The sequence below is a fragment of the Methylobacterium sp. J-118 genome, from assembly GCF_057836565.1.
In genome coordinates this window covers 1,723,677-1,743,820 of the sequence record NZ_JBYQFA010000001.1, presented here as the reverse complement: position 1 = coordinate 1,743,820, position 20,144 = coordinate 1,723,677, and the positions used below count along the sequence as shown (strand labels likewise).

Here is a 20,144-nt window from a genome sequence, read left to right as displayed (position 1 = left end):
GACCGTTCGCGCATCATCAGGTGCCATAGGATCTGCACCAACGCGAGATCTTCACCACGAACGAGTTCCCCCGCGGTGCAGTTCGAGAACCGGGCCTCGATCAGGCTGGAATGGCTATCAGGCGAGGCGAGATGGAACGTGCCGCCGTCGTCCTGGCGCACGGCATGGGCGAGAAGGAAGCGCGCAACGGCTTCCGTCCTTGTTCATGCCCGAGAGGATCACGCCAAGTGCCTCACCCTCGCCGCGTCCTACCGGTCGGCGCGGGATGCCTTCCAGGTCGCCCCGGTGGGTGAGCACTCCGAGCGGGCTGAAGCCGCCATGGAAGCGGCGCTAGAGGCCGTCCTGTCCACCGGGTGCGAGACGCAGCACGGCGCCATCTGCCTACTGACGCACCTGCGGTGGTGGCTCACAGAGGAGCGAGACTTCGCCGACAGCTATCAGCCGTCCTATGACATTGCCCTGGCGCGTGGTTCTGATCTTGCGATGCTGCTCGGCGGCCAACTCTGGCCCGTCACTGCGAACGTTCGCAGTGAGCCCGAGACTGACCCGACCCGCCTCGGCAGTCTAGCCGCCGGTATCGTCCGCCGTCTCGCGATCAGTATTCCGATCTCCGGCACGGTGATGGGCGAGCTTCTGGCCGCTGCTGCCATCATCGCCGGGGGCATGTCGGTCATCGGTCTCGCAACGCTGCTTTAGGCGTGGCTAGTGAGCGGCAGACGCGCCACCCTTGCCGGCAGGCCGCTCGCCGCCATCACAGCAGGTCTCGAACGGCACGGCAAAATGCGCGGCCAGTTCACGAGCCGCCGCGTCGCCGAACGTGTCGCGCGCCATCATCACCAGCTCGCGCCGGGTCGGCTCGCTCATATCGACAGGGCAACAAGCGCTGAAGGCCAGAGACTGCGGAGGCATGGCGACACCGAGCGGTTGAGGAATACTCGACAACGCTCATGCAGCACCATGGTTACCGCCGTCTGAAGGTTGGGGCGACAGATGCAGCGTCGTCAGCGAGATCAGATCCGCGATGATCTGAGCGCCAGCCTGGTCCTGATCCGTGTCCGGCAGGATCGTTACGATCTCGAACCCCTGCCGTGGAGAGCAAAGACGCTGACAATCAGCCAAGTGTCGGGTGCCGCACGGCTTCCGCTTCCGCATCCAAAACGTGATCCTGCTGCCGTTCCACCTCGACCCGGATACCCCGTCCCGCCATCAGTATCTCGGTGAGGAAAGCGCCGAGCCCGAAGATGGTGAAAAGCAAGCCCGCCCCGAAGCAGGCAAACAGTACCGTAGCCGCAGCCGCGTCCCGCAACGCGCCCACGAACAGCGTGAGGATCGAAACAAGGATCATGGCTGCGCTCAGGCAAACCAGTACAACGGCAGCGTCTAGGACGTAAGAGCGTCGCCGCAGGTAGGATAACTGTTGGGAGAGATAGTGAGCCTCCACAGCAGTGGCTTTGCCAAGGTCGCGGGCCACCCCGTTCACCTTGTCGGCGATCCGCGCCAAACGAGCCGAAAACACGTTCAGCATTTGCGCGAGGCCCGCGAGAATGAAGGCTGGCGCTAGCGATACCTGAATGATGTGGGCGATGTCGTCAGGCGAGTGAGCGCCAAGGGTGAAGTCGAACACGGTTCACCTCGGCGCATGCCTCAAATGATAGCCGACTACCGCTTGGAATGGTTGAGCTTTCGTGAATACGGGTTGTTGCCGCCGCCTCATCCGGCAGCCGGGAATGGCCCCGCTGGTTCAGGGCTTTCCGGCATCAGATGCATCGCGGCCAGCGCGACCGCATTGGCGATGACCGGCGCGTCTGGCTTCAGGCTGACGACATCGCCCATGGTCGCCTCAGAGGTCGGTGGCTGGGCGCGGAACATCGCACCCGAGGTCAGGCGCGAACCGAGCGAGAATGCCGACGTGCGGCTCTGTGAGCCCGTCCGCGTTGGCGAAGGCAGTTAGGACGCACATCGCTACCAGTTCGCCCGCCGCGCCGGGATCCTCGTTGTGATGCGCGACCACGAGGGCGAGCGCCGCACGGGCCCCGTCCGCCGCCCGCTTGAACGCGGGATCGTCCAGGAAGTCGCTGTGACGTGACATACAGATTTCTCCGGTTGCGAGATCAGATGCGGCAGGCAAGCATGTTGCTCTGGCGCGTTTTTATCGAATACTTTGAAAAACAGCAAATAACCTTCTAATGACTGTTGACATGGCAAGTATGTCGAAGTACAACTAAGTCATCAGCAAGCAAGGAGCGAGACAATGTTCAAGATCATCGACATCAAAACCGGCAACATCGTCCTCGGCCGGGTCAGCAAGATCGAGGCTCACAAGCGGGTCGATCTCCTGAATAGCTGCGGGATCGTCCGGTACCGGGCAGTAGCCCACTAAAACGGGGCCCCTTCGGGAGCCTTTTTCTTTTGCTCACCGATTGGAACGTTCGCATTCTGCCGAAACGCAGAGACGGTAGTCGGGACGAGCGATCAGAACGCTATCGTGTCGCGCTAGGCATCGAGACGGGCGAGAACCCGTTGCACCTGAACTGCCGACCACGTACCGCCGCGAGACGAAGGGATATGCCGGGCGTTCAGCGCCGTCGCGATCTCGCGCAGTGATACGGCACCACCGGCCTGGATCTCGGCGACGATCGGCAGGATGTCGCCAGCACGCCGTTCGGCAGCTTGCGCCCGAGACGCCACACTGCGGGCCCTGGCGTCGGCCGTGATGATCGCGCCTCGGTTGCCACCTAGCACAGTCCCGCGGGCCTTGGCGGCGGCCAGGGCGGATTTGGTTCGGTCACTGATGGCTTTGGCTTCGTGCTCGGCTACGGCGGCTAGGATGTGGACCGTCAGCCGGTTGGCCTGCGGGAAGTCTACCGCCACGAACTCAACGCCAGCTTCCATGAGGGTCGAGACGAACGCAACGTTACGGGCGAGCCGATCCAGCTTGGCGATGATGAGGGTTGCTTTGTGCAGGCGGCACAGGCGCAGCGCCTCAGCGAGCTTGGGCCGGTCATTGCGCTTGCCGCTCTCAACCTCAATCACCTCGGCGACAAGCTCCCAGTTGCCGCCGTTCAGGTGAGTGCGGACCGCTTGCTGCTGTGCCTCAAGGCCGAGGCCGCTACGCCCCTGGCGAGCGGTGCTGACGCGGTAGTAGGCGACGAAGCTGCCCTGAGCCATGCTGTTACGCCAATGTCTGCCGTCGTTGACACTGTTGTAACACGTCTTAGTCTGAGGTCAAGCATGCCTCACGATGGCAATCCGCATTGGAATTAACGCGGTGCCGTACCGCGCCAGAGGGTCGGCACACAGTGCCTATCTTGCGGTCGCCAGATCGGGTGGCCTCGCTGGCACAAGGGGGTATCTCCAGATTTGGGGGCACCCGAGATCGGCAGATTTCAGCCCACCTCGCCCGCCGAGCCCTTCCTACCCGTCATGGCGTCGCACAATCGTCTCATCTTCGGCCGCAGCCTCCTGGGGCGGGACGGACAGGCACAGGGCGCCCTCCCTTCGCCGTAGCCCGCGCTCCAATCGATCAGAGGTCGGTCTCGCCGGGCGGCGGCTCGAAGTGCGCGCCTCGGTTCCGCGCGCAGAAGAAACCGGAGCGGCACACCTCCGCACAGATCTCAGCGCCGGTCCCTGCTCCTGCCACACCGTGCCATGCTGCCATGTCGGCCGGACACAGCGTCCTCTCATGGATCCAAGCGCTCGGCCCGCCAGGTAGATTCGCGCCGATCCCGTCGATCGAAGCTCCGATCCCGCTACCGTCTCGGGCTCTGAAGGTGTGAACTTCAAACACGCCGGCCTCCTCCGAGGATGCTGGGCGATCTGATGCCGCCACTGCCGTGAGATCACCTTGTCATCTCGGAGATGCCTTGTCGCGGTCAGGTCCGCCCGAGCCATCCTGTGGACGCCCCGGCATGACCTCCGCCGGCACAGAGCGGAAATCGCCCGTCAGCGCCCCCCGAAACCTCGGCAATTTGCACGGGTCCTCCGGGGCATCGCTTGAGAAGAAGCGGCTTGCGGTACTTTCCAGCCCTTTCAACGCCTGCCGAGATCCTCAGCGACCCATGCGGTGAGGGTGGTGCCTCCCCGGCTACGGGGTCTGTTTCCCCACCTCGTAAGGTGAGGTGTGGAGTGGTGTGGAAGTGGGGGCTTGAGCGAGCCAATCCTCACTCCTCACCTTCCCCACCCCCTTATAGGGGTGGGAAGTGTGGTGGGGGTGCTCGCAGGCGGTTTAAGGCTGAGAATCAAGGTGGGGATAAATCAGTCCGTCGCGGCCTGCCCCACCTCGACAAATGGCCGGTCGTTGCCCTTCGCATCTTTGCCGGTCACAACTACGAACATGCCGTTCGCGATCCAGAGCTTAAGGACGCGTTTAATCTGCTCGCGGTCTGCCTTGTTTTCATGGTCGAGCTTGAGGGCACGTGCGATCGGCTTGCCGACCCAATCATTTGCCTGGACGTTCTCACGGCAGGAGCCGGCGGCCCGCACTTCGGCCTGAGCTGCCCGTAGGTCAGATACGGTGATTTGGGCGAGCGGGTCTGGCCATTCCCAAGCATCAACGACCGCCACCTGATCTCCGTAGTCGAGGATGCCGGGTGGCCCATTCCCGAGCGATACAGAGACCAGCTGATACCAGTCGCTCCGGTCCGGCGGCGGCGCCAGGTTCGCCTTGCCGTTGTCGACCCGGAAGAACCCGCGGTGGGACGGCAGGCCGGCCTGCTCGGCCTGATCCCGCGACATGAGGTTGAGCACCCGGGCCGAGCGGGCCGCCGCCAGGAGCGCTCCGGCACCGCGGCCGTCCTCGACCGTGTACTCGCTCTGACCGCTCTGCCCCTTCCGGACATGGTGCACGAGCTCGATCGAGGCGTTGCCGATCTCAGCGACGCGGTTCCAGGCTTTGGCAACGATGTCGATCTCGTCGTTGGCGTTCTCGGTGACCCTATGTGACGAAACAAATGGATCGACCGTCAGGTGATCGATCGCGTTCTCGGCCATGCTGGTGGTCAGATCCTCGATCACCGGCTCGGCGATCTTCACGCCATCCCGCTGGCGGGTGGCGATGATGATCTCGGCCGTGCGTCCGCTGTCGAGGAACAGTCGGCCCTCCAGCTCGTGCGCATCGATCCCGTAGTGAAGACAGATCGCGGCGACCCGGCGCTCGGTCTCCTCTAACGGGTCTTCGAGGTTGACGTACCAGACCTTCATTGCCTGGGGCGGCTTCACCCCGAGCAGCGACCTGCCTGTTGCCATGGCTATGGCCTCCACCAGCACGAGGCTCGATTTGCCGGACGCGCCGGGCGCGACCGTGGTGCTCAGGAACCGACGGATCAGGTGTCGGCCGTAGATCCACTCTCGCGGCGGGATTAGGGACGGATCACGATAGACGAACGGTGTCGCCCGGATCCGCTTGCGCTCCGGCGGCGGCTCACCCTGGGCGGCAGCCCCATCACGCGGGGGCTCGCCGTCCTGACGCTGCCCGCCCTTCCAGCCGATATCCTCCGGCCGGACGCTAAGGCGTTCGCACAGCCACATGGCCGCCGCCGCGGGGTCGGTGGCCGGCAGATAGTCTCGCACCACGTCGAGGGGTGTTCGGGCCCCGTCGCGGGAATCGCCCATGTCGCCGGAGCCGAAATCCCGGATCCCATCCGGGTGGATCGACAGGTCCTCCTCATACCCCTCGCCCAGGTCGCGCTGGTCGACCCGGTAGGCCCCGGTCCCGGACTGGTAGCGGGCGCCGGGGAAGACGCTCGTCACCCACGCTCCCAGGTTCGCCAGCGCGCGGTCGTTGACGGTACGCCAGAAGTCGGAGCTGTCGCGCGGGCCACGCTCTCGTGCGCTCGCCGACGCTCGCTCGCTCGTGGTCTGCCGGGGCGGATCCTGTGCTCTCTTCTCATTCTTCTTGCGCTCCTGAACTCGGGCTAGGTCGGCAGCGACCTTCTGAGCGGCCCGGATCTGGTCGGCCCGCTCCTGAAGGTAGGCGACCAGACGGGGTGCCTCCCGGATCTCCGTCGGCGTCCCGGGCACATGCCGACCCGTGACGGTCAGGTATCGACCGCCCGTGTAGATCTCGACCTGAGCGGCATCGACCTTTCGGCCATCGACCATGCCGCGCACGAAGAACCGCAGGCCGCAGCTGGACGGCGACACCTCGGCGTAAGTCTCACCAAAATCGACAGCAACCTGGGCCCAGGCCTGCAACTTGCCGGTTTCCGGGTCGCGGCAATCATCGAGGTCGATGCCGCTCTCTTGATCGTCGGGCGACAGCACGTAGCCGACACCAGCCTGCACGCGTCGCGTCGCGAAGGCGGCCGCGGCGGCATAGGGGGCCCAGGTCGCGGCATTGGTGGTGCTGCCCGCACCACCGCTCTTGGCATTGAGCGGCGGCTTGTCCCAGACGCCGCGCAGCTCGTTCCAGGTGTACTCCCAGGCCACCCACTTCGGGCGGCCCTGGAGTTCGCGCAGCGCCGGCAGGTCGGGCAGACCGGCGAAGGGCGGCAACTGCGGCTTGGGCGGCCGCTCAATGGTCGAGGTTCCAGCCGTCATACCGCAACGCCTCCCTCGTCCAGGAAGTCGCTGAACCGAGGATCAGGATCGTCATCCAGGCCGCCGTCGCTCAGAGAGCCGTAGGCGACATCCGTCCAGTCCGGCCGGGCGTCGGGCAGACGTCGCAAGCCGTTGGCCACCAGCCGCTCGACCTCGGCGCGGGCGTCCAGGAGGGAGTAGAAGTGGAACCGCCGCAGGAACCGGTCCCCCCGGTACTGCTCGGCGCACCACTGGTTGAAGTCGTAGCTGAGCCGGACGCTGTCGGCCTCGATCCGACGCACGCGGTGGCGGGGAAAACGCAGGAGGTCGGCGCTCATCGTGCACCCCCACGCTGGCGAGCCGCGGCCCGGATTGCGATCGCGTTGAGCCTGGCTGAGGCGTAGCGATCGGTATCTTCCCAGTCGTCCGGGAAGAGTTCGCATTGCGCCTTCATCACTGCCGACTTCCGGCCGTCGAGCGGTACGACCGTGATAAAGTCGGGGTAGGTCTCCCCGAATCGGAAGGTCAGATCCCCGAGCCGGGTCGGGCGCACGCGGTAGTGGCGGCGGCTGTTGTCCAGCCACCAGAGGAAGTCGTCGTGCTGGAGGAGGTGGCGTGCGATCATCGCAGCGCCTCCCTCGGACCGATGCCGCTCAGCTCCGAATAGAGCTGCGCGACCGGGATCGAGCACCGCAGGCGATGCGCGATTTTGTGGACGGGAAGGCTGATCTGCGCTATCTCAAGACTATCGGTGCCCACCGACAATTCCGAGGCCCGCCGGCTTGCCAGAGCCGTGCGGGCTTCATCCTTTCTGGAGGCCATTCGTCTACGCCGCCTCCGCTAGAGAGTTGAGGTAGCTGCGAATGCTGTCCGCCAAGATCAGGGTGCGCGCCCCGGCCTTGATAGCGCGAAGCTTCTGCTTGGCGATCAGTTCATAGACGGTCGATCGGCCGAGGCCCGTGGCGTAACACGCCTCAGGGATCGTGTAGGCAAGCTTCTCCACTGGCGCGCGCGGTACTCCCGCGGCGCCCTGAACTTCGTAGTTCATGGCTGCACCTGATGTTTGTCCGCACGGATGAGTGCGGATGCGTGCAAGCTATCCCCGCCGCAGCGGTGTGGCTTCCTAAACAATTATTCCGGAGTTTTTTTGCGAGGCCTCCTGCCGATCTGGCTGACCCGCATAGTGCGGTGGCGGACGATCTGTTCGATCTGTTCGCGCGTCAGTGGAGCGTAGACGCTCGCGAGCATATTGATCGCAAATTCAGCACTGCCTCGTCCTGCAACGGAGTCTTTCCCGCTATCCATAAGCAATCGATACTTTGCATGTATCTCTTTGTTCCTCTCTGTTTCTTGTTTAGATCTCGGGCGCCTTCCAGGTATTTTCCTGTATTCACCTGCTAGAAATTCGGCGATTGTCTCGCGATCCGCAGGCGTCAATTCTTTTCCAGAGCGAAGATAATCAATTAGGGGTTTTGAGGTGGTTTCTGAGGCTCTATCTAATTCGATATGAGCAGAACTAAGTCCCGAGGCAGCAAGGCGCACGGCGTGGAATAGCTCAATATTTCCAACCTTGATCTGATCGTCGTCCATCAGGAGCGATTCTCAGACAGTCGCGCGAGGTAGTTCGCCCAAGCATCCATCAGCTCGCGCCGCTTCTGAAAGAGATCGCCGCGCCGGTAGGCCGCCTCGACCCGGTTCTCGATGACGTGCGCCAGTGCAGCCTCAGCCACTTCGCGGGGGAAGCTCGTCGACTCGCTGGCCCAATCGCGGAACGCCGATCGGAAGCCGTGGACCGTGATGTCCTTGCGGCCCATCCGGGTCAGGACCTTCAGCATCGCGGTCTTGTTGAGCGGCTGGCTGCGCTTCATGCCCGGAAACACGTACTCCGAGCCGAGCGGCCTCAGTTGCTGGATCAGGACGAGGGCAGGGAGGCTCAAGGGCACTCGGTGCTGGATGCCGGCCTTCATCCGCTCGGCCGGGATCGTCCAAGTCGCCTCCGCTTCGTCGATCTCGTCCCAGCGGGCGCCGGTCGCCTCCGCGGTGCGCACCGCCGTCAGGATCGTGAACTGGACTGCGAGCGCCGCGATACCGGCCTGCCGCTCGATCGCCGCCATGAAGGCAGGAACCTCCTTGAATGGCAGGGCAGGGTAGTGGACGACCTTGCTGACCTTCGAGCGACGGGGCAGCAGGTTGGCGAGATGACCGCGCCAGCGCGCCGGGTTCTCACCGGCCCGGTGCCCGCGCGTCGTAGCCCAGTCCAACACCGACTCGATCCGGCCGCGTACCCTGACCGCCGTCACGGTCTTGGCGGTCCAGATCGGCTCCAGGGCCTGCATCACGAGACCGGTGTCGACGGCCTGGACCGACACGTCCCCGAACACCGGATAGACGAAGCTCTCGAAGGCCATGTGCCAATGATCGGTGGTTCGCTCGATCCAACCGGCCTTGTGCGCCTCGATGTAGCCCTCGGCGCAGGCTCGGAACGTCAGCGCCTTGGCCGCATCGAGCTTTAGCCGGGCGCGTGCCTGCTCGCGCTCGATGATCGGGTCTCGACCGTCGAGGCATAGCTTCCGGCACTCGGTCGCCTTGGTGCGAGCCTCGGCCAACGTGATCGTATGAAGCGGTCCGAGCCCCATCGAGCGGGCGCGGCCGTCGAGCATGAACCGGAAGATCCAGGACCGCGCGTGCGCGTGCGTGACCTGAAGATAGAGGCCACCGCCATCGGCATACATGCCGGGATCGCGGGTCCGTGAGACTACCAGAGCGGAGAGTCGTCCAACTTGCCGCACGACTGATGCGCCTACGTCTGTACCCACAATCGGCTGCTGGATTGTGGCACACATGGGCGGACGTGGGTAGACCATAGGACACCTCAAAGCGCAGTGAAATCAGCTGATTAGGCGTCCATGGCTGTCCAGTTGGACACCGCTCGTTCGCCTGCTGTTCCAGCACGACCCGGCCGAGCCGATCGGCCGCTGGCTCTCCCTGCGCGAGGACGCCACCGGCCTGTTCGCCGAGGGCCAGCTCAACCTCGCGGTCCAGCGCGCCCGGGAGGTCGATGCCCTGCTGCGCGGCGGCGGGCTCGACGGCCTGTCGATCGGTTTCCGCACGCTGCTCGCCCGCCGGGGCACGGGCGGCGAGCGCCGGCTGCACCGGGTCGATCTCTGGGAGATCTCGCTCGTGACCTTCCCGCTGCAGCCGGGGGCCCGGGCGAGCCCCGACCCGGACCCCTTGGCCGAGGAGATCCGCGGCCTCGCCCGCCGGATCGCCCCGGCCCGGGGCGTGAGACCCGGACTCCGGCTCCCGCCGGCCGCCTGGCCCTGACGTCCAAGCACCCCGCTTTCCACTCCCCAGACCACGAGGCCCCGATGGACGCCCAATCCCCGCTCGCCCGCACCGCCCTCGAGACGAAGGACGGATACCCCGACCTGGAGAACAAGGCCGCCCGGCCCGAGGGCGCCCCTGTCCGCTCCGCCTTGGACGAGCTCTCCACCGCCTTCGCGGCGTTCAAGGAGACCAACGAATCGCGCATCGGCGCCATTGAGGGGCGCCTGGGCGTCGACGTGCTCACCGAGGAGAAGCTCGCCCGGATCGACGCGGCCCTCGACGCCGCCCGCACCCGCCTCGACCGGATCACCCTGGAGCAGGCCCGGCCGCCGCTGGGCCAGCCGGGGCCCCGGGTCGACGCGGGCGCCCAGGAGCACAAGGCGGCCTTCGACCTCTACGTCCGGGCCGGCGAGAGCGCCGGCCTCAAGCGCCTGGAGGCCAAGGCCCTGTCGGCCGGTTCGGGCCCGGATGGCGGCTACCTCGTGCCCGACACGATCGAGCGCACCGTGCTGATGCGCCTCGGCCAGGTCTCGCCGATCCGGTCCATCGCCAGCGTCCAGCAGATCTCGGGATCGCAGTACAAGCGCGCGGTCTCGGTGGGGGCGCCGGTCACCGGCTGGGCCGCCGAGACCGCGCCGCGGCCCCAGACCGACGGGCCCGCGCTCACCAAGATCGCGTTCCCCGCCATGGAACTCTACGCCATGCCGGCGGCCACGCAGACGCTGCTGGACGATGCCGTGGTCGATCTCGATGCGTGGCTGTCGGCCGAGGTGGAGACCGCCTTCGCTGAGCAGGAGGGCGTCGCCTTCGTGTCCGGCAACGGCGCCAGCCGCCCGCGCGGCTTCCTGAGCTACGACACGGTCGCCAATGCCGCCTGGGTGCCGGGCAAGCTCGGAACCGTGGCCACCGGGGCGGCCGGCGCCTTCTCGTCCAGCAACCCGGGCGACGTGCTGTTCGACCTGATCTACGGCCTGCGTGCCGGCTACCGCCAGAACGCTGGCTTCGTGATGAATCGGCGCACCCAGAGCGCGATCCGGAAGTTCAAGGATTCGGAGGGCAACTACCTCTGGCAGCCGCCGCTCGCTGCCGGCCAGGGCGCGACCCTGGTGGGCTTCCCGGTCACCGAGGCCGAGGTCATGCCCGATCTGGGGAAGGACAGCCTGTCCGTGGCCTTCGGCGATTTCCGCCGGGGCTATCTGGTGGTCGACCGGACCGGGATGCGCGTGCTGCGCGACCCGTACTCGGCCAAGCCCTACGTCCTGTTCTACACCACCAAGCGCGTCGGCGGCGGGGTGCAGGATTTCGACGCGATCAAGCTGCTGAAGTTCAGCTGAGCGGTCGCGCCCCGCCCGGTCACGGGCGGGGCGCGACGATCTCGGGTCCGGTTCTCAGCGGCCCGGGTTGCCGTCGCGCAGGGCGCCCGTGGGCTCCTGAACGTGGGCCTCGAGGAACCACAGCTGCTTGTCCACGGCGCGGGAGATCTCGGTGAAGAGATCGGCCGTGCCGGGATCGCCCGCCTCGTCGGTCTCGTCGATGTTCTCGCGCACGGCGTTGGCGTAGCCGGCGAAGCTGTCGATCAGCGCGGCGATGTGGTCGGCGATCGCGTAGATGCCGGTCGGGTAGGGCGGCAGTTTCGTGCGCTCGGCGACCGCCTGGGTCGAGCCGAAGGCCGTGGCGCCGAGCTGCACCGCGCGCTCGGCGACCTTGTCGTTGAGGTCGTCGAGTTCCGTGCGGAACCCGTCGAGCATCTCGTGGACGCCGATGAATTGCGGCCCCTTGAGGTTCCAATGGGCCTGCTTGATCGCCAGGGCGAGATCGATGCCGTCCGCCAACCGGGCGTTGAGGGCTTCGATCGAGACCTTCTTGGCGTTCGAATCGGTGTCGTTCCGGGTCTTGTGCGCCCGGGGGGTGTTGCTGATTTCGGTCGCGGCCATGCTCTCGCTCCGTGTGCCGGAAGGGTTCGGATGCGAAAGTGCCGATGGGGCCTCAGGTTCCCGCAGATGCGCAGGATCCACCGCATGGCAGGGCCCCGCGTCGGTTCGCGCTCCCCGATTCGGCGCCTACCGGCGGCGCGGGCGCGCCGTCCAGACGGACCCGTCGCCGCGCGGCAGGGCGTCGCTCACCTGGATCCGCGACAGCTCGGCCGAGCGCGCGGAGATCCAGCCGGCATGCTCGGCCACCGGTGTCACCGCGGTGAAGCCGCCGCAGGCGGTCCGGCGGGCTCCCTGCTGCAGGGCTCCGCTCGACCAGCTGACCACGCCCACGATCCGGTAGCCGCCGGGGCCGCCGGTGAGGATCGGGCCGCCGGAATCGCCCAGGCACGCGCCGGCCCCCGAGGTCTCAGCCATGCGCCGCCGGTCGGTGACCACGGTCACCCGGTTGGCGACCTGCAGCGAGCCGATCGAGACGAGATGCGCCAGCCGCAGCACGCGGGCCGAGCCCCGCCGGTTCTCGGCCACGACGCCGAAGCCCGCGATGTCGACGGCCTCGCCGTTGCCGATCGCGCCGGCGCCCCGCGGGTCGAGGGGCATGTAATCGGCCCCGAGGGGTCGTTCGAGCTTGAGCAGCGCCAGATCGACCCCGGGCTGTTCCTCGGGCGTCGTGCCGGGGACGAAATCCGGATGCATCGTCGCGGCGATCACCTGCGTCCGGTGCTGGCGGAAGCCGCGGTCGACGCTGATCACCGTGTAGCCCGCCGGGCGCATGACGCAGTGGGCGGCGCTGAGGACGAGATCCGGGGCGATCAGGGTGCCCGAGCAGATCTCGCCCTCGGTGCTCTCGATGCGCACCACGAAGCTGCGCGCCCCGTCGGGATCGCGGGTGGTCGTGCCGTTGATCACGGCCGCGGCGGGAGTGGGACGCTGGCCGGCCAGCGCGCCGAGGAGCGCCGCGCCGAGCAGGCCGCCCCGGAGAAGGCCACCCCCGAGGCGACCGCGCGCCGGGCGCTCGCGAAGGGCGGCCTGGCGGATCGGGCGAGGGAACATCGGGCACTCCGGGGGCGCAGGTGACGGCCGTCTTGGACGAGCGGGCGGCACGACGAGCCTAGAGTAAGGGAATGACCTGGCCAAGCTGAGGTTCCCTGCGGAGACGAGGGTCCCGGGGACGGGGTTGGGCTGTCGGATGCCCGGATCGAAGTCCGGATCGTTCCGGGTTCGCGAGAACGGCCATGCCGGAGCACCCACGGACCGTCCCGCCCCCGCAAAGGCCACCGGAGTCACACGTCGCAGTCTGACACCAACATCATGAGAACAGAGCGCTTTTCCCCTCCCCCTTGCGGGGAGGGGCCAGGGGTGGCGGTGGTGCAGACGGCACCGCACCGCTCCATCCTGCACCACCCCCACCTTCAACGCCTCCCTGCAAGCTCGAGCGATCCCGGGCAAGCCCGGGATCGCCAAGGGAGGAGAGAGCGTCTCGGCCAGCGATCGGTGAATAGCGTCGCGCAAAGGGGGGAGGGGGACGCGCGCCTGGGTCCGGCCGTTGCCCGTATCCGGCGGCGATCTGATTCACAGGTCGCCCGGAACCCGCGGAGCGCTCAACCCGCCCAGCGCGCGCTCCGGCCCCAGCCCTCCAGCACCCCGTCGATCCAGCCGCGCTGCGGCCCGACGAGGACGCCCTGGGTCAGACCTCCGCAGGTGCCGCCGATCCAGGCGGCGAGCGCGCGCACGCCGTCCGGCCCCGCGATCGGCCCGCCGGAATCGCCCTGGCAGGCGCCGCCCGTGCCGCCCCGCAGCCAGACCAGGATCCGGCTCGGCCCGTAGGGCTCGATCACCGGGAGGGTGAGGCTGCGATAGGTGCCGGTGGAGCGCGGGTCGCCGGGCCGCGCCGCGCCGTAGCCCCCGAGGGTCAGGGCCTCCCCGGCCCGCGGCGGCGCGGCGCTCAGGGTCGCCGGCGCGAAGCGCGGCGGCAGCGGCGTCGCGGTGCGCAGCAGGGCCAGATCGATGGAGCGCCGCCGGGCCTTCGCGGCGCCGGCATCGTAGCCCGGATGCACCGCCCGCGCGGCCACCTCCACGAGGACCGGCGCGCCCGCGGCGTCGCGGAAATGGATGCGGTGCTCCGGGGCGTCGGCCGCGCAATGGCCGGCGGTGAGCACCGTGTCGGGGGCGAGCACCACGCCGGTGCAGACCCCGCCCTTCGAGGACAGGACCATCACGGCAGCGCCGACGGGGGCCTCGGCGCCGCCGACGATGGCCCGCGCCGGAACGCCGGCGAGCGCCAGGGACGCCGCGGCGACGGCGAGAGCCGCCGGGCGGCGGATCGAGACCCGCTTCGAGACCCGCTTCGAGACCAGCATTCGGACCACCCGCGAGAGGAACGCGCGATGATCCCGTTACGCATCGATGCCGCCGCCGTCGAGCCGGTGGGCGTGGCCGAGCTGCGCGCCTACCTGCGCTCCGATTCCGACGATGGCGGCGCCGAGGACGCGCTGCTCCAGGCCCTGATCACGGCCGTCCGGGCCAGCCTGGAGATCGAGACCCGCCGGATCCTGGTCCCGGGCCGCTACCGGATCGCGCTGGCCGCCTGGCCGCCGGACGGGGTGCTGCCGCTGCCGCTGAGCCCGCTCGTGGCCCTGGTCCGCGCCGGGCTGGCGGACGGGCGGGGCGGCGTCGCCGAACTCGATGCCGGGCTGGTGCGCCTCGGCCCCGACCCGGTCGAGGCGCCGTCCCTGCGGGTCGATCCGGCCGTGCCGGACCCGGCCGGGCGCACGATCCTGATCGAGGTCGCGGCCGGGTTCGGCGGCGACGGGCCGCCCCTGCCGGAGCCCCTGCGCCTCGCGATCCTGCGGCTCGCCGCCGCCCGCTACGAGCACCGCGGCGACGAGCCCGACGCCGCCCGCACCGATGCCGCCGACCTCGCCGCGCCCTTCCGCCGGATGCGGCTGTGACGGCCTTTCCCGGAGGACATCCGATGGCGCCCCCACCCCGCACGCCGCCGCTGGGCGCCCGGCGGCGGCGCTTCGTGCTGGAACGGCCCCTGGAGGAGCCGGACGGGTTCGGCGGGGTGCTGCGCCGCTACGTGGCCGGCCCGGTCCTGTGGGGCGCCCTGGCGCCGGCGGGGGTGGTCGAGCGCCTCGCGGGCGGCCGGACCGACACGCTGCCCGCCTACCGGGTCACCCTGCGCGGCCGGGCCGAACTCGACCCGACCATGCGGCTCGCCGCCGGCCCCCGCCGCTTCGCGATCCGCGCGGTCACCGACCCCGACGGGCGCGGCCGCGACCGCGTCTGCCATGTCGAGGAACTGCCCGGGGAGAGCCGGTCGTGACCGATCCGAGCCCGCTGCTGGCGTTCCGCGCCGGCCTGATCGCGCGCTTCACCCCCGACGCCGCCCTCGCGGCCCTGCTGGGTGGCCGGGTCCGGCTCTACGACGAGCCGCCCCGGGGGGCGCTCCCGGTCTACGCCCTGTTCGGCGATGCCGAGATCCAGGACGATTCCGTCGATGGGGCCGAGCGCCACCGCCACAGCCACGACGTCGCGGTGATCGCGCGACCCGGCTCGGTGCGCACCGCCCTCGACGCTGCCGAGCGCATGGCGGCACTCCTGGCCGATGCGGCGATGCCGCTCGCCGGCTGTCGCCTCGTCACGCTGCGGGTGCGCGCCATCCGGGTTCACCGCGACGCCCGGACCGGCGAGGGCCGGGCGAGCCTGACGGTCGAGGCCGTCACCGAGATCCAGTGAGGAGAGGGCCGATGGGCGCGCAGAAGGGCAAGGACCTGCTGATCCGGGCCGGGGACGGCGCGGGCGGCTTCGTGGCGGTGGCGGGCCTGCGCAGCCGCCAGATCACCCTCAACGCCGAGACCGTGGACGTCACCAACGCCGATTCCGCCGGGCGCTGGCGGGAGCTGCTGGCCGGCGCCGGGGTCCGCCGGGCCGCGATCGCCGGCTCCGGGGTGTTCCGCGACCAGGCCTCGGACGCGCGCCTGCGGCTGATCTTCTTCGAGGGGGCGATCGAGACCTTCCAGATCGTGGTGCCGGCCTTCGGGATCCTGGAGGGGCCGTTCCAGATCGCGAGCCTCGAATACCGGGGCGACCATGCCGGCGAGGTGACCTTCGACATGAGCCTCGATTCGGCGGGCGCGCTCGCCTTCACGGCGGCCTGACGCCATGGCGAACCGGATCCGCGGCGCGGTGCCGCTCGACCTCGGCGGCCAGCGCTACACCCTGTGCCTGACCCTCGGGGCCCTCGCCGAACTGGAGGATCTGCTCGGGGCCGGCGATCTCACCGGCCTCGCGGCGCGCTTCAGCGCCGGCCGGCTCTCGGCGCGTGACCTGATCGCCCTGCTGGGCGTCGCCCTGCGGGGCGGCGGCCACGATCTCGACGACGGGGCGGTGGCAGGGTTGCCCCTGGCGGGCGGGATCGAGGCCGTCACGACGGCCCTCGGGGCGGCGCTCGCCGCGGCCTTCGGGGAGGCGCCGGCAGCTCCTCAGGGCCGCTCCCGATCCCCTGACGACACGAGTCATGACAGTGGCGCACCGACGCCTCTGGCGGGCGCGACGGGCTCCCTCTCCCGAGCGGGAGAGGGTTGGGGTGAGGGAGGAGGAGCATCAGGACAGAGCGCGCGATTGCCGCGCGTTCGGGGCGCGCCTCCTTCGGCAAAACCTGATCCCTCACCCTGTCCCTCTCCCGCATGGGAGCGGGGACCCGCGCTTCAGTCGGAGAAGGCGGCATCCCCGTCGCCGGAGAGCGGCCCGGGCCCGGAGCCGGATGCACCGGTCCAGACCTGCATCCCGAGAGCCTTTCCCTGGGACGATGCCCTGGCCCTCGGCCTCGGCGCGCTGGGCTGGCGCCCCGGCGACTTCTGGTCGGCGACCCCGCGGGAATTCGCCGCCGCCCTCGGCCGGCGTGCCCGGCCGGAACCGCTCAGTCGGGAGGCCTTCGAGGACCTGCTCGCCGCCTATCCCGACCGGACCTGAGACGGGGCTGACCGATGATCGATACCGACACCGATACCCAGGATTCCGCGCGGGTCGAGCGGCTCCAAACCCTCGACCGGCTGGCGCAGAATTTCGGTCGGAGCCTGGACGCGGCGCTGACCCGCGGCGCCGCCTCGGGGCGCAGCCTCGACGGGGTGCTCGGCCTGATCGGGACCCGGCTCGCCGGTGCGGCGACCCGGGCGGCGGCCGGATCGCTCCAGTCCGGGGTCACCGGCCTGCTCAACGCCGTGCTCGGGGCCGGGTCCGAGCCCGGTTTCGCCCGGGGCGGCGTGTTCCGGGGCGGGCGGGTGCAGCCCTTCGCGGCCGGCGGGGTCGTGGCGGCGCCGACCTACTTCCCGATGGCCGGCGGCGCCGGGCTGATGGGCGAGGCCGGCCCGGAGGCGATCCTGCCACTCGGCCGCGGCCCCGACGGCCGCCTCGGCGTCGCGGCCGGCGGGGCGCCGGCCCGGCCGGTCTCCGTGACGGTCAACATCGCGACCCCCGACCCGGCGGCCTTCCGCCGCTCCGAGGCCCAGGTGACCGCGAGCCTCGCCCGGGCGGTGGCGCGGGGCCAGCGGGCGACGTGAGCGCCCGGGCCACCCCCTGCCTCCAACCCCCGGGACCGCCATGGCCGACGATTTCCACGAGGTGCTGTTCCCCCTCGACGTGTCGCTGCGCGCCGGCGGCGGCCCCCAGCGGCTGACCGAGATCGTCACCCTGGCCTCGGGCCGGGAGCACCGGAACGGCCGCTGGGCCGATTCCCGCCGCCGCTACGAGGCCGGGTTCGGGCTGCGCGGCCTCGACGCGCTCCACGCGGTGCTGGCCTTCTTCGAGGAGCGGCGCGGCCGGCTCTACGGCTTCCGCTTCCGCGACCGGGTCGACGGACGCTCCGGGCCGCCCGGCCGGGCGATCGGCCCCCTCGACCAGCCGCTGGGCACCGGCGACGGCGCCACCGCGACCTTCCCGCTGGTGAAGACCTACGGGGCCGGCTTCGCGCCCTATCGCCGCCGGATCGCCAAGCCGGTGGCCGGCAGCGTCCGGGTGGCGGTGTCGGGCCGGGAGGTCGGGCCCGAGGCCTTCGCCTGCGACCCGACCACCGGGCTCGTCGCCTTCGCGTCCGGCCATGTCCCGGCCGCGGGCGAAGCCGTGACCGCGGGCTTCGCCTTCGACGTGCCGGTCCGCTTCGACACCGACGACCTGACCATCGACCTCGCGGCCTTCACGGCGGGCGAGATCCCGAAGGTGCCCCTCGTCGAGATCGTCCCCTGATACCAGTGGCCTATGAGGCTGACGCCTCACAGGCGAGCCGCCGCAGGCGCGGCGACGCGCGTTCGCGCTGGCCGACGGCCGATCGCCGTCGAGAGTCGTTGTCTCCGGCCGTCGGTATGAGAGGTCAGCCATGCGCGACATCCCGGCGGCCTTCGCGGCCCATCTCGCGGGGGGCGTGACCACCCTGTGCCGCTGCTGGTCCCTGCGGCGGCGGGACGGGGTCGCCCTCGGCTTCACCGACCACGACCGCGACCTGACCCTGGCGGGCCTCGTCCACGCCGCCCGGACCGGGCTGGAGGCCGCCGAGGCCAGCGCCGAGCTGGGCTTCGCGGTCTCCGGCGGCGATGTCGCCGGGGCGCTGAGCAGCCTCGGGCTCACCGAGGCCGACATCGCCGGGGGCCTCTACGACGGCGCCACCGTGGAGACCTGGCTGGTCGACTGGGCCGACCCCGAGACGCGCCTGCTCCTGGACCTCGCCACGATCGGCGAGGTGCGCCGGGAGGGCGACGCCTTCGTGGCGGAGCTGCGCGGCCTCGCGCACCGGCTCGACGCGGAGCGCGGCCGGACCTATCGCGCCACCTGCGGCGCCGATCTCGGGGATGGGCGCTGCCGGGTCGACCTCGCCCCCTGGCGGACCACCGGCACGGTCGTCGATGTCCCGGAACCGGCGACGCTCGCGGCGGCGCTGGCGGGGACTGTCCCGGACGAGCTGTTCACCGGCGGCCGCCTCGCCTGGACCGGGGGGGCCAATGCCGGCCTCGCGGCGGATGTGCGCCTCCAGCTCGGCAGCCTGATCGAACTCTGGACCGCGCCGCCCCGGCCGGTCGCGGCGGGCGACGGCTTCACCCTCACGGCGGGCTGCGACAAGCGCCTCGCCACCTGCCGGGACCGCTTCGCCAACACGGCGAACTTCCAGGGGTTTCCGCACATGCCCGGCAACGACGCGGTGATGCGCCCGGTGCCGGCCTCGGACCACGTCCTCGACGGCGGGAGCCTGTTCCGATGAGCGCGATGCCGAGGGAGAGCGGCCACGACATCGGTGCGGTGGCGCTCGGCGAGGCCCGCCTGTGGCTGGGAACGCCCTACCGGCATCAGGCCTCCCTGCGCGGGGTCGGCTGCGACTGCCTCGGGCTGCTGCGCGGGGTCTGGCGCGGGCTCTACGGCGCCGAGCCGGAGGCGGTGCCGCCCTATGCGGGCACCTGGGCGGAATCGGCCCCCCCCGGCACAGACCCGCTCGCCGCGGCGGCGGCGCGCCACCTCGTGCCGGTGCCCGGCCCCCTCGCCGAGGTCGTGCCGCGGGCCGGCGACGTGCTGCTCTTCGCCTTCCGCCGCCACCTGCCGGCCCACCACTGCGCCATCGCCACCGGGGACGGCGCCATGATCCACGCCCATGACGGCGCGGTCGTCGCCGAGGTGGCGCTCACCGGATGGTGGCGGCGGCACCGGACGGGGGTCTTCCGATTTCCGGCGGGCGGGTCAGGCCAGGCTCAGGACGATCCGGTCGCGACAGTCAGCTTGACGCCCAGGACGTCCATGACCTTGCGGACGGTCTCGTAACGAAGCTTCGACCCCGGCGTCAGGGCCTTGTAGAGGCTCTCCCGGCCCAGGCCCGCCTCACGGGCGATCTGTGACATGCCGCGGGCTTTGGCGACGTCGCCGAGGGCGGCGATGAACAGTTCGGGATCGGGATCATCGAGGGCTGTGGCGAGGTACTCGGCGATGGCCTCCTCGCTGTCGAGAAACTCCGAGGCGTCGAAGGGGGTGAAACGCATCAGGCAATCCCATCAAGCTTGTCAGCCATGGCTTTGGCTCGCTGAATGTCCCGGCTCTGACTGGACTTTTCGCCGCCGCACAGCAGCAGATACGTCACCTCGCCGCGGCGAACGTAATAGATCCGGTATCCAGGGCCATACGGGATCCGCATCTCGAAAACGCCCGCGCCGACAGGTTTGACGTCGCCGAGATGACCCAGCCCTGCGGCGCGGATCCGGGCTGCGATGCGAGCCTTGGCGCGATGATCGCGCAAGCCCGCGAGCCACGTCCGGAACCTGTCGGACAGCAGAATCGTCACACAGGGATCGTATCCGGTCGGATACATCCAGGCAAGACGGCGTCGGGGGAGAG

Annotated in this window: 29 protein-coding genes and 2 pseudogenes; 14 read left to right on the top strand and 17 right to left on the bottom strand. The window is 69.6% G+C overall.

Features of this window, described 5'->3' with window-relative positions; all coding sequences use genetic code 11:
* The first annotated feature begins 75 nt into the window (after nucleotides 1-75).
* Complete coding sequence (locus tag AC3IF3_RS08430) at nucleotides 76-696, top strand: hypothetical protein (RefSeq protein WP_489228248.1); 621 nt, start codon at nucleotides 76-78, stop codon at nucleotides 694-696.
* Between the two features lie 6 nt (nucleotides 697-702).
* Here the strand turns inward: AC3IF3_RS08430 and AC3IF3_RS08425 are convergent, their stop codons facing one another.
* The 4 genes from AC3IF3_RS08425 to AC3IF3_RS08410 form a co-directional block, all read right to left on the bottom strand.
* On the bottom strand, nucleotides 703-864 hold the full coding sequence (locus tag AC3IF3_RS08425) for a hypothetical protein (RefSeq protein WP_489228246.1): 162 nt from the start codon (nucleotides 862-864) through the stop codon (nucleotides 703-705).
* Between the two features lie 247 nt (nucleotides 865-1,111).
* Nucleotides 1,112-1,624: a DUF2721 domain-containing protein gene (locus AC3IF3_RS08420; RefSeq protein WP_489228244.1), complete on the bottom strand. Its 513-nt coding sequence runs from the start codon at nucleotides 1,622-1,624 to the stop codon at nucleotides 1,112-1,114.
* 86 nt (nucleotides 1,625-1,710) lie between these two features.
* A complete protein-coding gene (locus AC3IF3_RS08415; protein ID WP_489228242.1) occupies nucleotides 1,711-1,833 on the bottom strand; it encodes a hypothetical protein in 123 nt (40 codons plus the stop codon).
* Nucleotides 1,834-1,840: 7 nt separating this feature from the next.
* Nucleotides 1,841-2,089 carry a hypothetical protein gene (locus AC3IF3_RS08410; RefSeq protein ID WP_489228240.1) on the bottom strand — a complete coding sequence of 83 codons (249 nt, stop codon included), beginning with the start codon at nucleotides 2,087-2,089 and terminating at the stop codon, nucleotides 1,841-1,843.
* Nucleotides 2,090-2,251: 162 nt separating this feature from the next.
* Here AC3IF3_RS08410 and AC3IF3_RS08405 point away from each other — a divergent pair, with 162 nt between their 5' ends.
* Nucleotides 2,252-2,380: a hypothetical protein gene (locus tag AC3IF3_RS08405; RefSeq protein ID WP_489228238.1), complete on the top strand. Its 129-nt coding sequence runs from the start codon at nucleotides 2,252-2,254 to the stop codon at nucleotides 2,378-2,380.
* A 113-nt stretch (nucleotides 2,381-2,493) separates the two neighbouring features.
* Here the strand turns inward: AC3IF3_RS08405 and AC3IF3_RS08400 are convergent, their stop codons facing one another.
* The 8 genes from AC3IF3_RS08400 to AC3IF3_RS08365 form a co-directional block, all read right to left on the bottom strand.
* Complete coding sequence (locus AC3IF3_RS08400) at nucleotides 2,494-3,168, bottom strand: recombinase family protein (RefSeq protein WP_489228236.1); 675 nt, start codon at nucleotides 3,166-3,168, stop codon at nucleotides 2,494-2,496.
* A gap of 1,086 nt (nucleotides 3,169-4,254) precedes the next feature.
* The gene (locus AC3IF3_RS08395; protein ID WP_489228234.1) at nucleotides 4,255-6,537 is read right to left on the bottom strand and encodes an AAA family ATPase; all 2,283 of its coding nucleotides are present in this window, start codon (nucleotides 6,535-6,537) and stop codon (nucleotides 4,255-4,257) included.
* On the bottom strand, nucleotides 6,534-6,854 hold the full coding sequence (locus AC3IF3_RS08390) for a hypothetical protein (protein WP_489228232.1): 321 nt from the start codon (nucleotides 6,852-6,854) through the stop codon (nucleotides 6,534-6,536). The genes AC3IF3_RS08395 and AC3IF3_RS08390 overlap by 4 nt, the downstream gene beginning before the upstream one ends.
* Entirely contained in the window at nucleotides 6,851-7,141 is a 291-nt protein-coding gene (locus AC3IF3_RS08385) for a hypothetical protein (protein WP_489228230.1), read from the bottom strand. The genes AC3IF3_RS08390 and AC3IF3_RS08385 overlap by 4 nt, the downstream gene beginning before the upstream one ends.
* Nucleotides 7,138-7,338: a hypothetical protein gene (locus AC3IF3_RS08380; RefSeq protein ID WP_489228228.1), complete on the bottom strand. Its 201-nt coding sequence runs from the start codon at nucleotides 7,336-7,338 to the stop codon at nucleotides 7,138-7,140. The genes AC3IF3_RS08385 and AC3IF3_RS08380 overlap by 4 nt, the downstream gene beginning before the upstream one ends.
* Before the next feature lie 4 nt (nucleotides 7,339-7,342).
* Nucleotides 7,343-7,564 (bottom strand): helix-turn-helix transcriptional regulator, encoded by a 222-nt coding sequence (locus AC3IF3_RS08375; RefSeq protein ID WP_489228226.1) that lies wholly within the window; start codon nucleotides 7,562-7,564, stop codon nucleotides 7,343-7,345.
* A gap of 83 nt (nucleotides 7,565-7,647) precedes the next feature.
* Nucleotides 7,648-8,106, bottom strand: a complete 459-nt coding sequence (locus AC3IF3_RS08370; RefSeq protein ID WP_489228224.1) for a hypothetical protein — start codon at nucleotides 8,104-8,106, stop codon at nucleotides 7,648-7,650.
* On the bottom strand, nucleotides 8,106-9,248 hold the full coding sequence (locus tag AC3IF3_RS08365) for a tyrosine-type recombinase/integrase (protein ID WP_489228222.1): 1,143 nt from the start codon (nucleotides 9,246-9,248) through the stop codon (nucleotides 8,106-8,108). The genes AC3IF3_RS08370 and AC3IF3_RS08365 overlap by 1 nt, the downstream gene beginning before the upstream one ends.
* A gap of 199 nt (nucleotides 9,249-9,447) precedes the next feature.
* On the opposite strand from AC3IF3_RS08365, the pseudogene AC3IF3_RS08360 reads away from it, so the two are divergent.
* Nucleotides 9,448-9,840, top strand: a pseudogene (locus tag AC3IF3_RS08360) (HK97 family phage prohead protease); the annotation flags it as partial.
* 44 nt (nucleotides 9,841-9,884) lie between these two features.
* The gene (locus AC3IF3_RS08355; protein WP_489228221.1) at nucleotides 9,885-11,177 is read left to right on the top strand and encodes a phage major capsid protein; all 1,293 of its coding nucleotides are present in this window, start codon (nucleotides 9,885-9,887) and stop codon (nucleotides 11,175-11,177) included.
* A 54-nt stretch (nucleotides 11,178-11,231) separates the two neighbouring features.
* Here AC3IF3_RS08355 and dps read toward each other — a convergent pair whose 3' ends face one another.
* From dps to AC3IF3_RS08340, 3 genes are all read right to left on the bottom strand, one after another.
* A complete protein-coding gene (gene dps, locus AC3IF3_RS08350; protein WP_243973982.1) occupies nucleotides 11,232-11,777 on the bottom strand; it encodes a DNA starvation/stationary phase protection protein Dps in 546 nt (181 codons plus the stop codon).
* A gap of 126 nt (nucleotides 11,778-11,903) precedes the next feature.
* Nucleotides 11,904-12,827, bottom strand: coding sequence for a S1 family peptidase (locus AC3IF3_RS08345; RefSeq protein ID WP_243973983.1), 924 nt, complete (start codon nucleotides 12,825-12,827; stop codon nucleotides 11,904-11,906).
* Nucleotides 12,828-13,375: 548 nt separating this feature from the next.
* Nucleotides 13,376-14,134: a S1 family peptidase gene (locus AC3IF3_RS08340; protein ID WP_489228219.1), complete on the bottom strand. Its 759-nt coding sequence runs from the start codon at nucleotides 14,132-14,134 to the stop codon at nucleotides 13,376-13,378.
* Between the two features lie 27 nt (nucleotides 14,135-14,161).
* On the opposite strand from AC3IF3_RS08340, the gene AC3IF3_RS08335 reads away from it, so the two are divergent.
* The 10 genes and pseudogenes from AC3IF3_RS08335 (at nucleotide 14,162) to AC3IF3_RS08290 (ending at nucleotide 19,577) form a co-directional block, all read left to right on the top strand.
* A complete protein-coding gene (locus AC3IF3_RS08335) occupies nucleotides 14,162-14,725 on the top strand; it encodes a head-tail connector protein (RefSeq protein ID WP_489228217.1) in 564 nt (187 codons plus the stop codon).
* Between the two features lie 23 nt (nucleotides 14,726-14,748).
* Entirely contained in the window at nucleotides 14,749-15,102 is a 354-nt protein-coding gene (locus tag AC3IF3_RS08330) for a head-tail adaptor protein (RefSeq protein ID WP_489228215.1), read from the top strand.
* Nucleotides 15,099-15,515, top strand: a complete 417-nt coding sequence (locus AC3IF3_RS08325; protein ID WP_489215165.1) for a DUF3168 domain-containing protein — start codon at nucleotides 15,099-15,101, stop codon at nucleotides 15,513-15,515. Before AC3IF3_RS08330 ends, AC3IF3_RS08325 begins: the two co-directional genes overlap by 4 nt.
* A gap of 11 nt (nucleotides 15,516-15,526) precedes the next feature.
* Nucleotides 15,527-15,937 carry a phage major tail protein, TP901-1 family gene (locus AC3IF3_RS08320; protein WP_243968964.1) on the top strand — a complete coding sequence of 137 codons (411 nt, stop codon included), beginning with the start codon at nucleotides 15,527-15,529 and terminating at the stop codon, nucleotides 15,935-15,937.
* A 4-nt stretch (nucleotides 15,938-15,941) separates the two neighbouring features.
* A pseudogene (locus tag AC3IF3_RS08315) lies at nucleotides 15,942-16,259 on the top strand (gene transfer agent family protein); the annotation flags it as partial.
* 141 nt (nucleotides 16,260-16,400) lie between these two features.
* Entirely contained in the window at nucleotides 16,401-16,751 is a 351-nt protein-coding gene (locus AC3IF3_RS08310) for a phage tail assembly chaperone (protein WP_489231265.1), read from the top strand.
* Between the two features lie 14 nt (nucleotides 16,752-16,765).
* Nucleotides 16,766-17,338 (top strand): phage tail tape measure protein, encoded by a 573-nt coding sequence (locus AC3IF3_RS08305; RefSeq protein WP_489228213.1) that lies wholly within the window; start codon nucleotides 16,766-16,768, stop codon nucleotides 17,336-17,338.
* A gap of 40 nt (nucleotides 17,339-17,378) precedes the next feature.
* The gene (locus tag AC3IF3_RS08300; protein ID WP_489228211.1) at nucleotides 17,379-18,020 is read left to right on the top strand and encodes a phage distal tail protein, Rcc01695 family; all 642 of its coding nucleotides are present in this window, start codon (nucleotides 17,379-17,381) and stop codon (nucleotides 18,018-18,020) included.
* Nucleotides 18,021-18,150: 130 nt separating this feature from the next.
* Nucleotides 18,151-19,026, top strand: a complete 876-nt coding sequence (locus AC3IF3_RS08295; protein WP_489215157.1) for a DUF2163 domain-containing protein — start codon at nucleotides 18,151-18,153, stop codon at nucleotides 19,024-19,026.
* Complete coding sequence (locus AC3IF3_RS08290) at nucleotides 19,023-19,577, top strand: NlpC/P60 family protein (protein WP_489228209.1); 555 nt, start codon at nucleotides 19,023-19,025, stop codon at nucleotides 19,575-19,577. The genes AC3IF3_RS08295 and AC3IF3_RS08290 overlap by 4 nt, the downstream gene beginning before the upstream one ends.
* Here the strand turns inward: AC3IF3_RS08290 and AC3IF3_RS08285 are convergent.
* Both AC3IF3_RS08285 and AC3IF3_RS08280 read right to left on the bottom strand, forming a co-directional pair.
* Nucleotides 19,508-19,792, bottom strand: coding sequence for an addiction module antidote protein (locus AC3IF3_RS08285; protein WP_243968974.1), 285 nt, complete (start codon nucleotides 19,790-19,792; stop codon nucleotides 19,508-19,510). The two genes, AC3IF3_RS08290 and AC3IF3_RS08285, sit on opposite strands and share 70 nt — an antisense overlap.
* Complete coding sequence (locus AC3IF3_RS08280) at nucleotides 19,792-20,091, bottom strand: type II toxin-antitoxin system RelE/ParE family toxin (protein ID WP_489228207.1); 300 nt, start codon at nucleotides 20,089-20,091, stop codon at nucleotides 19,792-19,794. The genes AC3IF3_RS08285 and AC3IF3_RS08280 overlap by 1 nt, the downstream gene beginning before the upstream one ends.
* Nucleotides 20,092-20,144 lie beyond the last annotated feature (53 nt).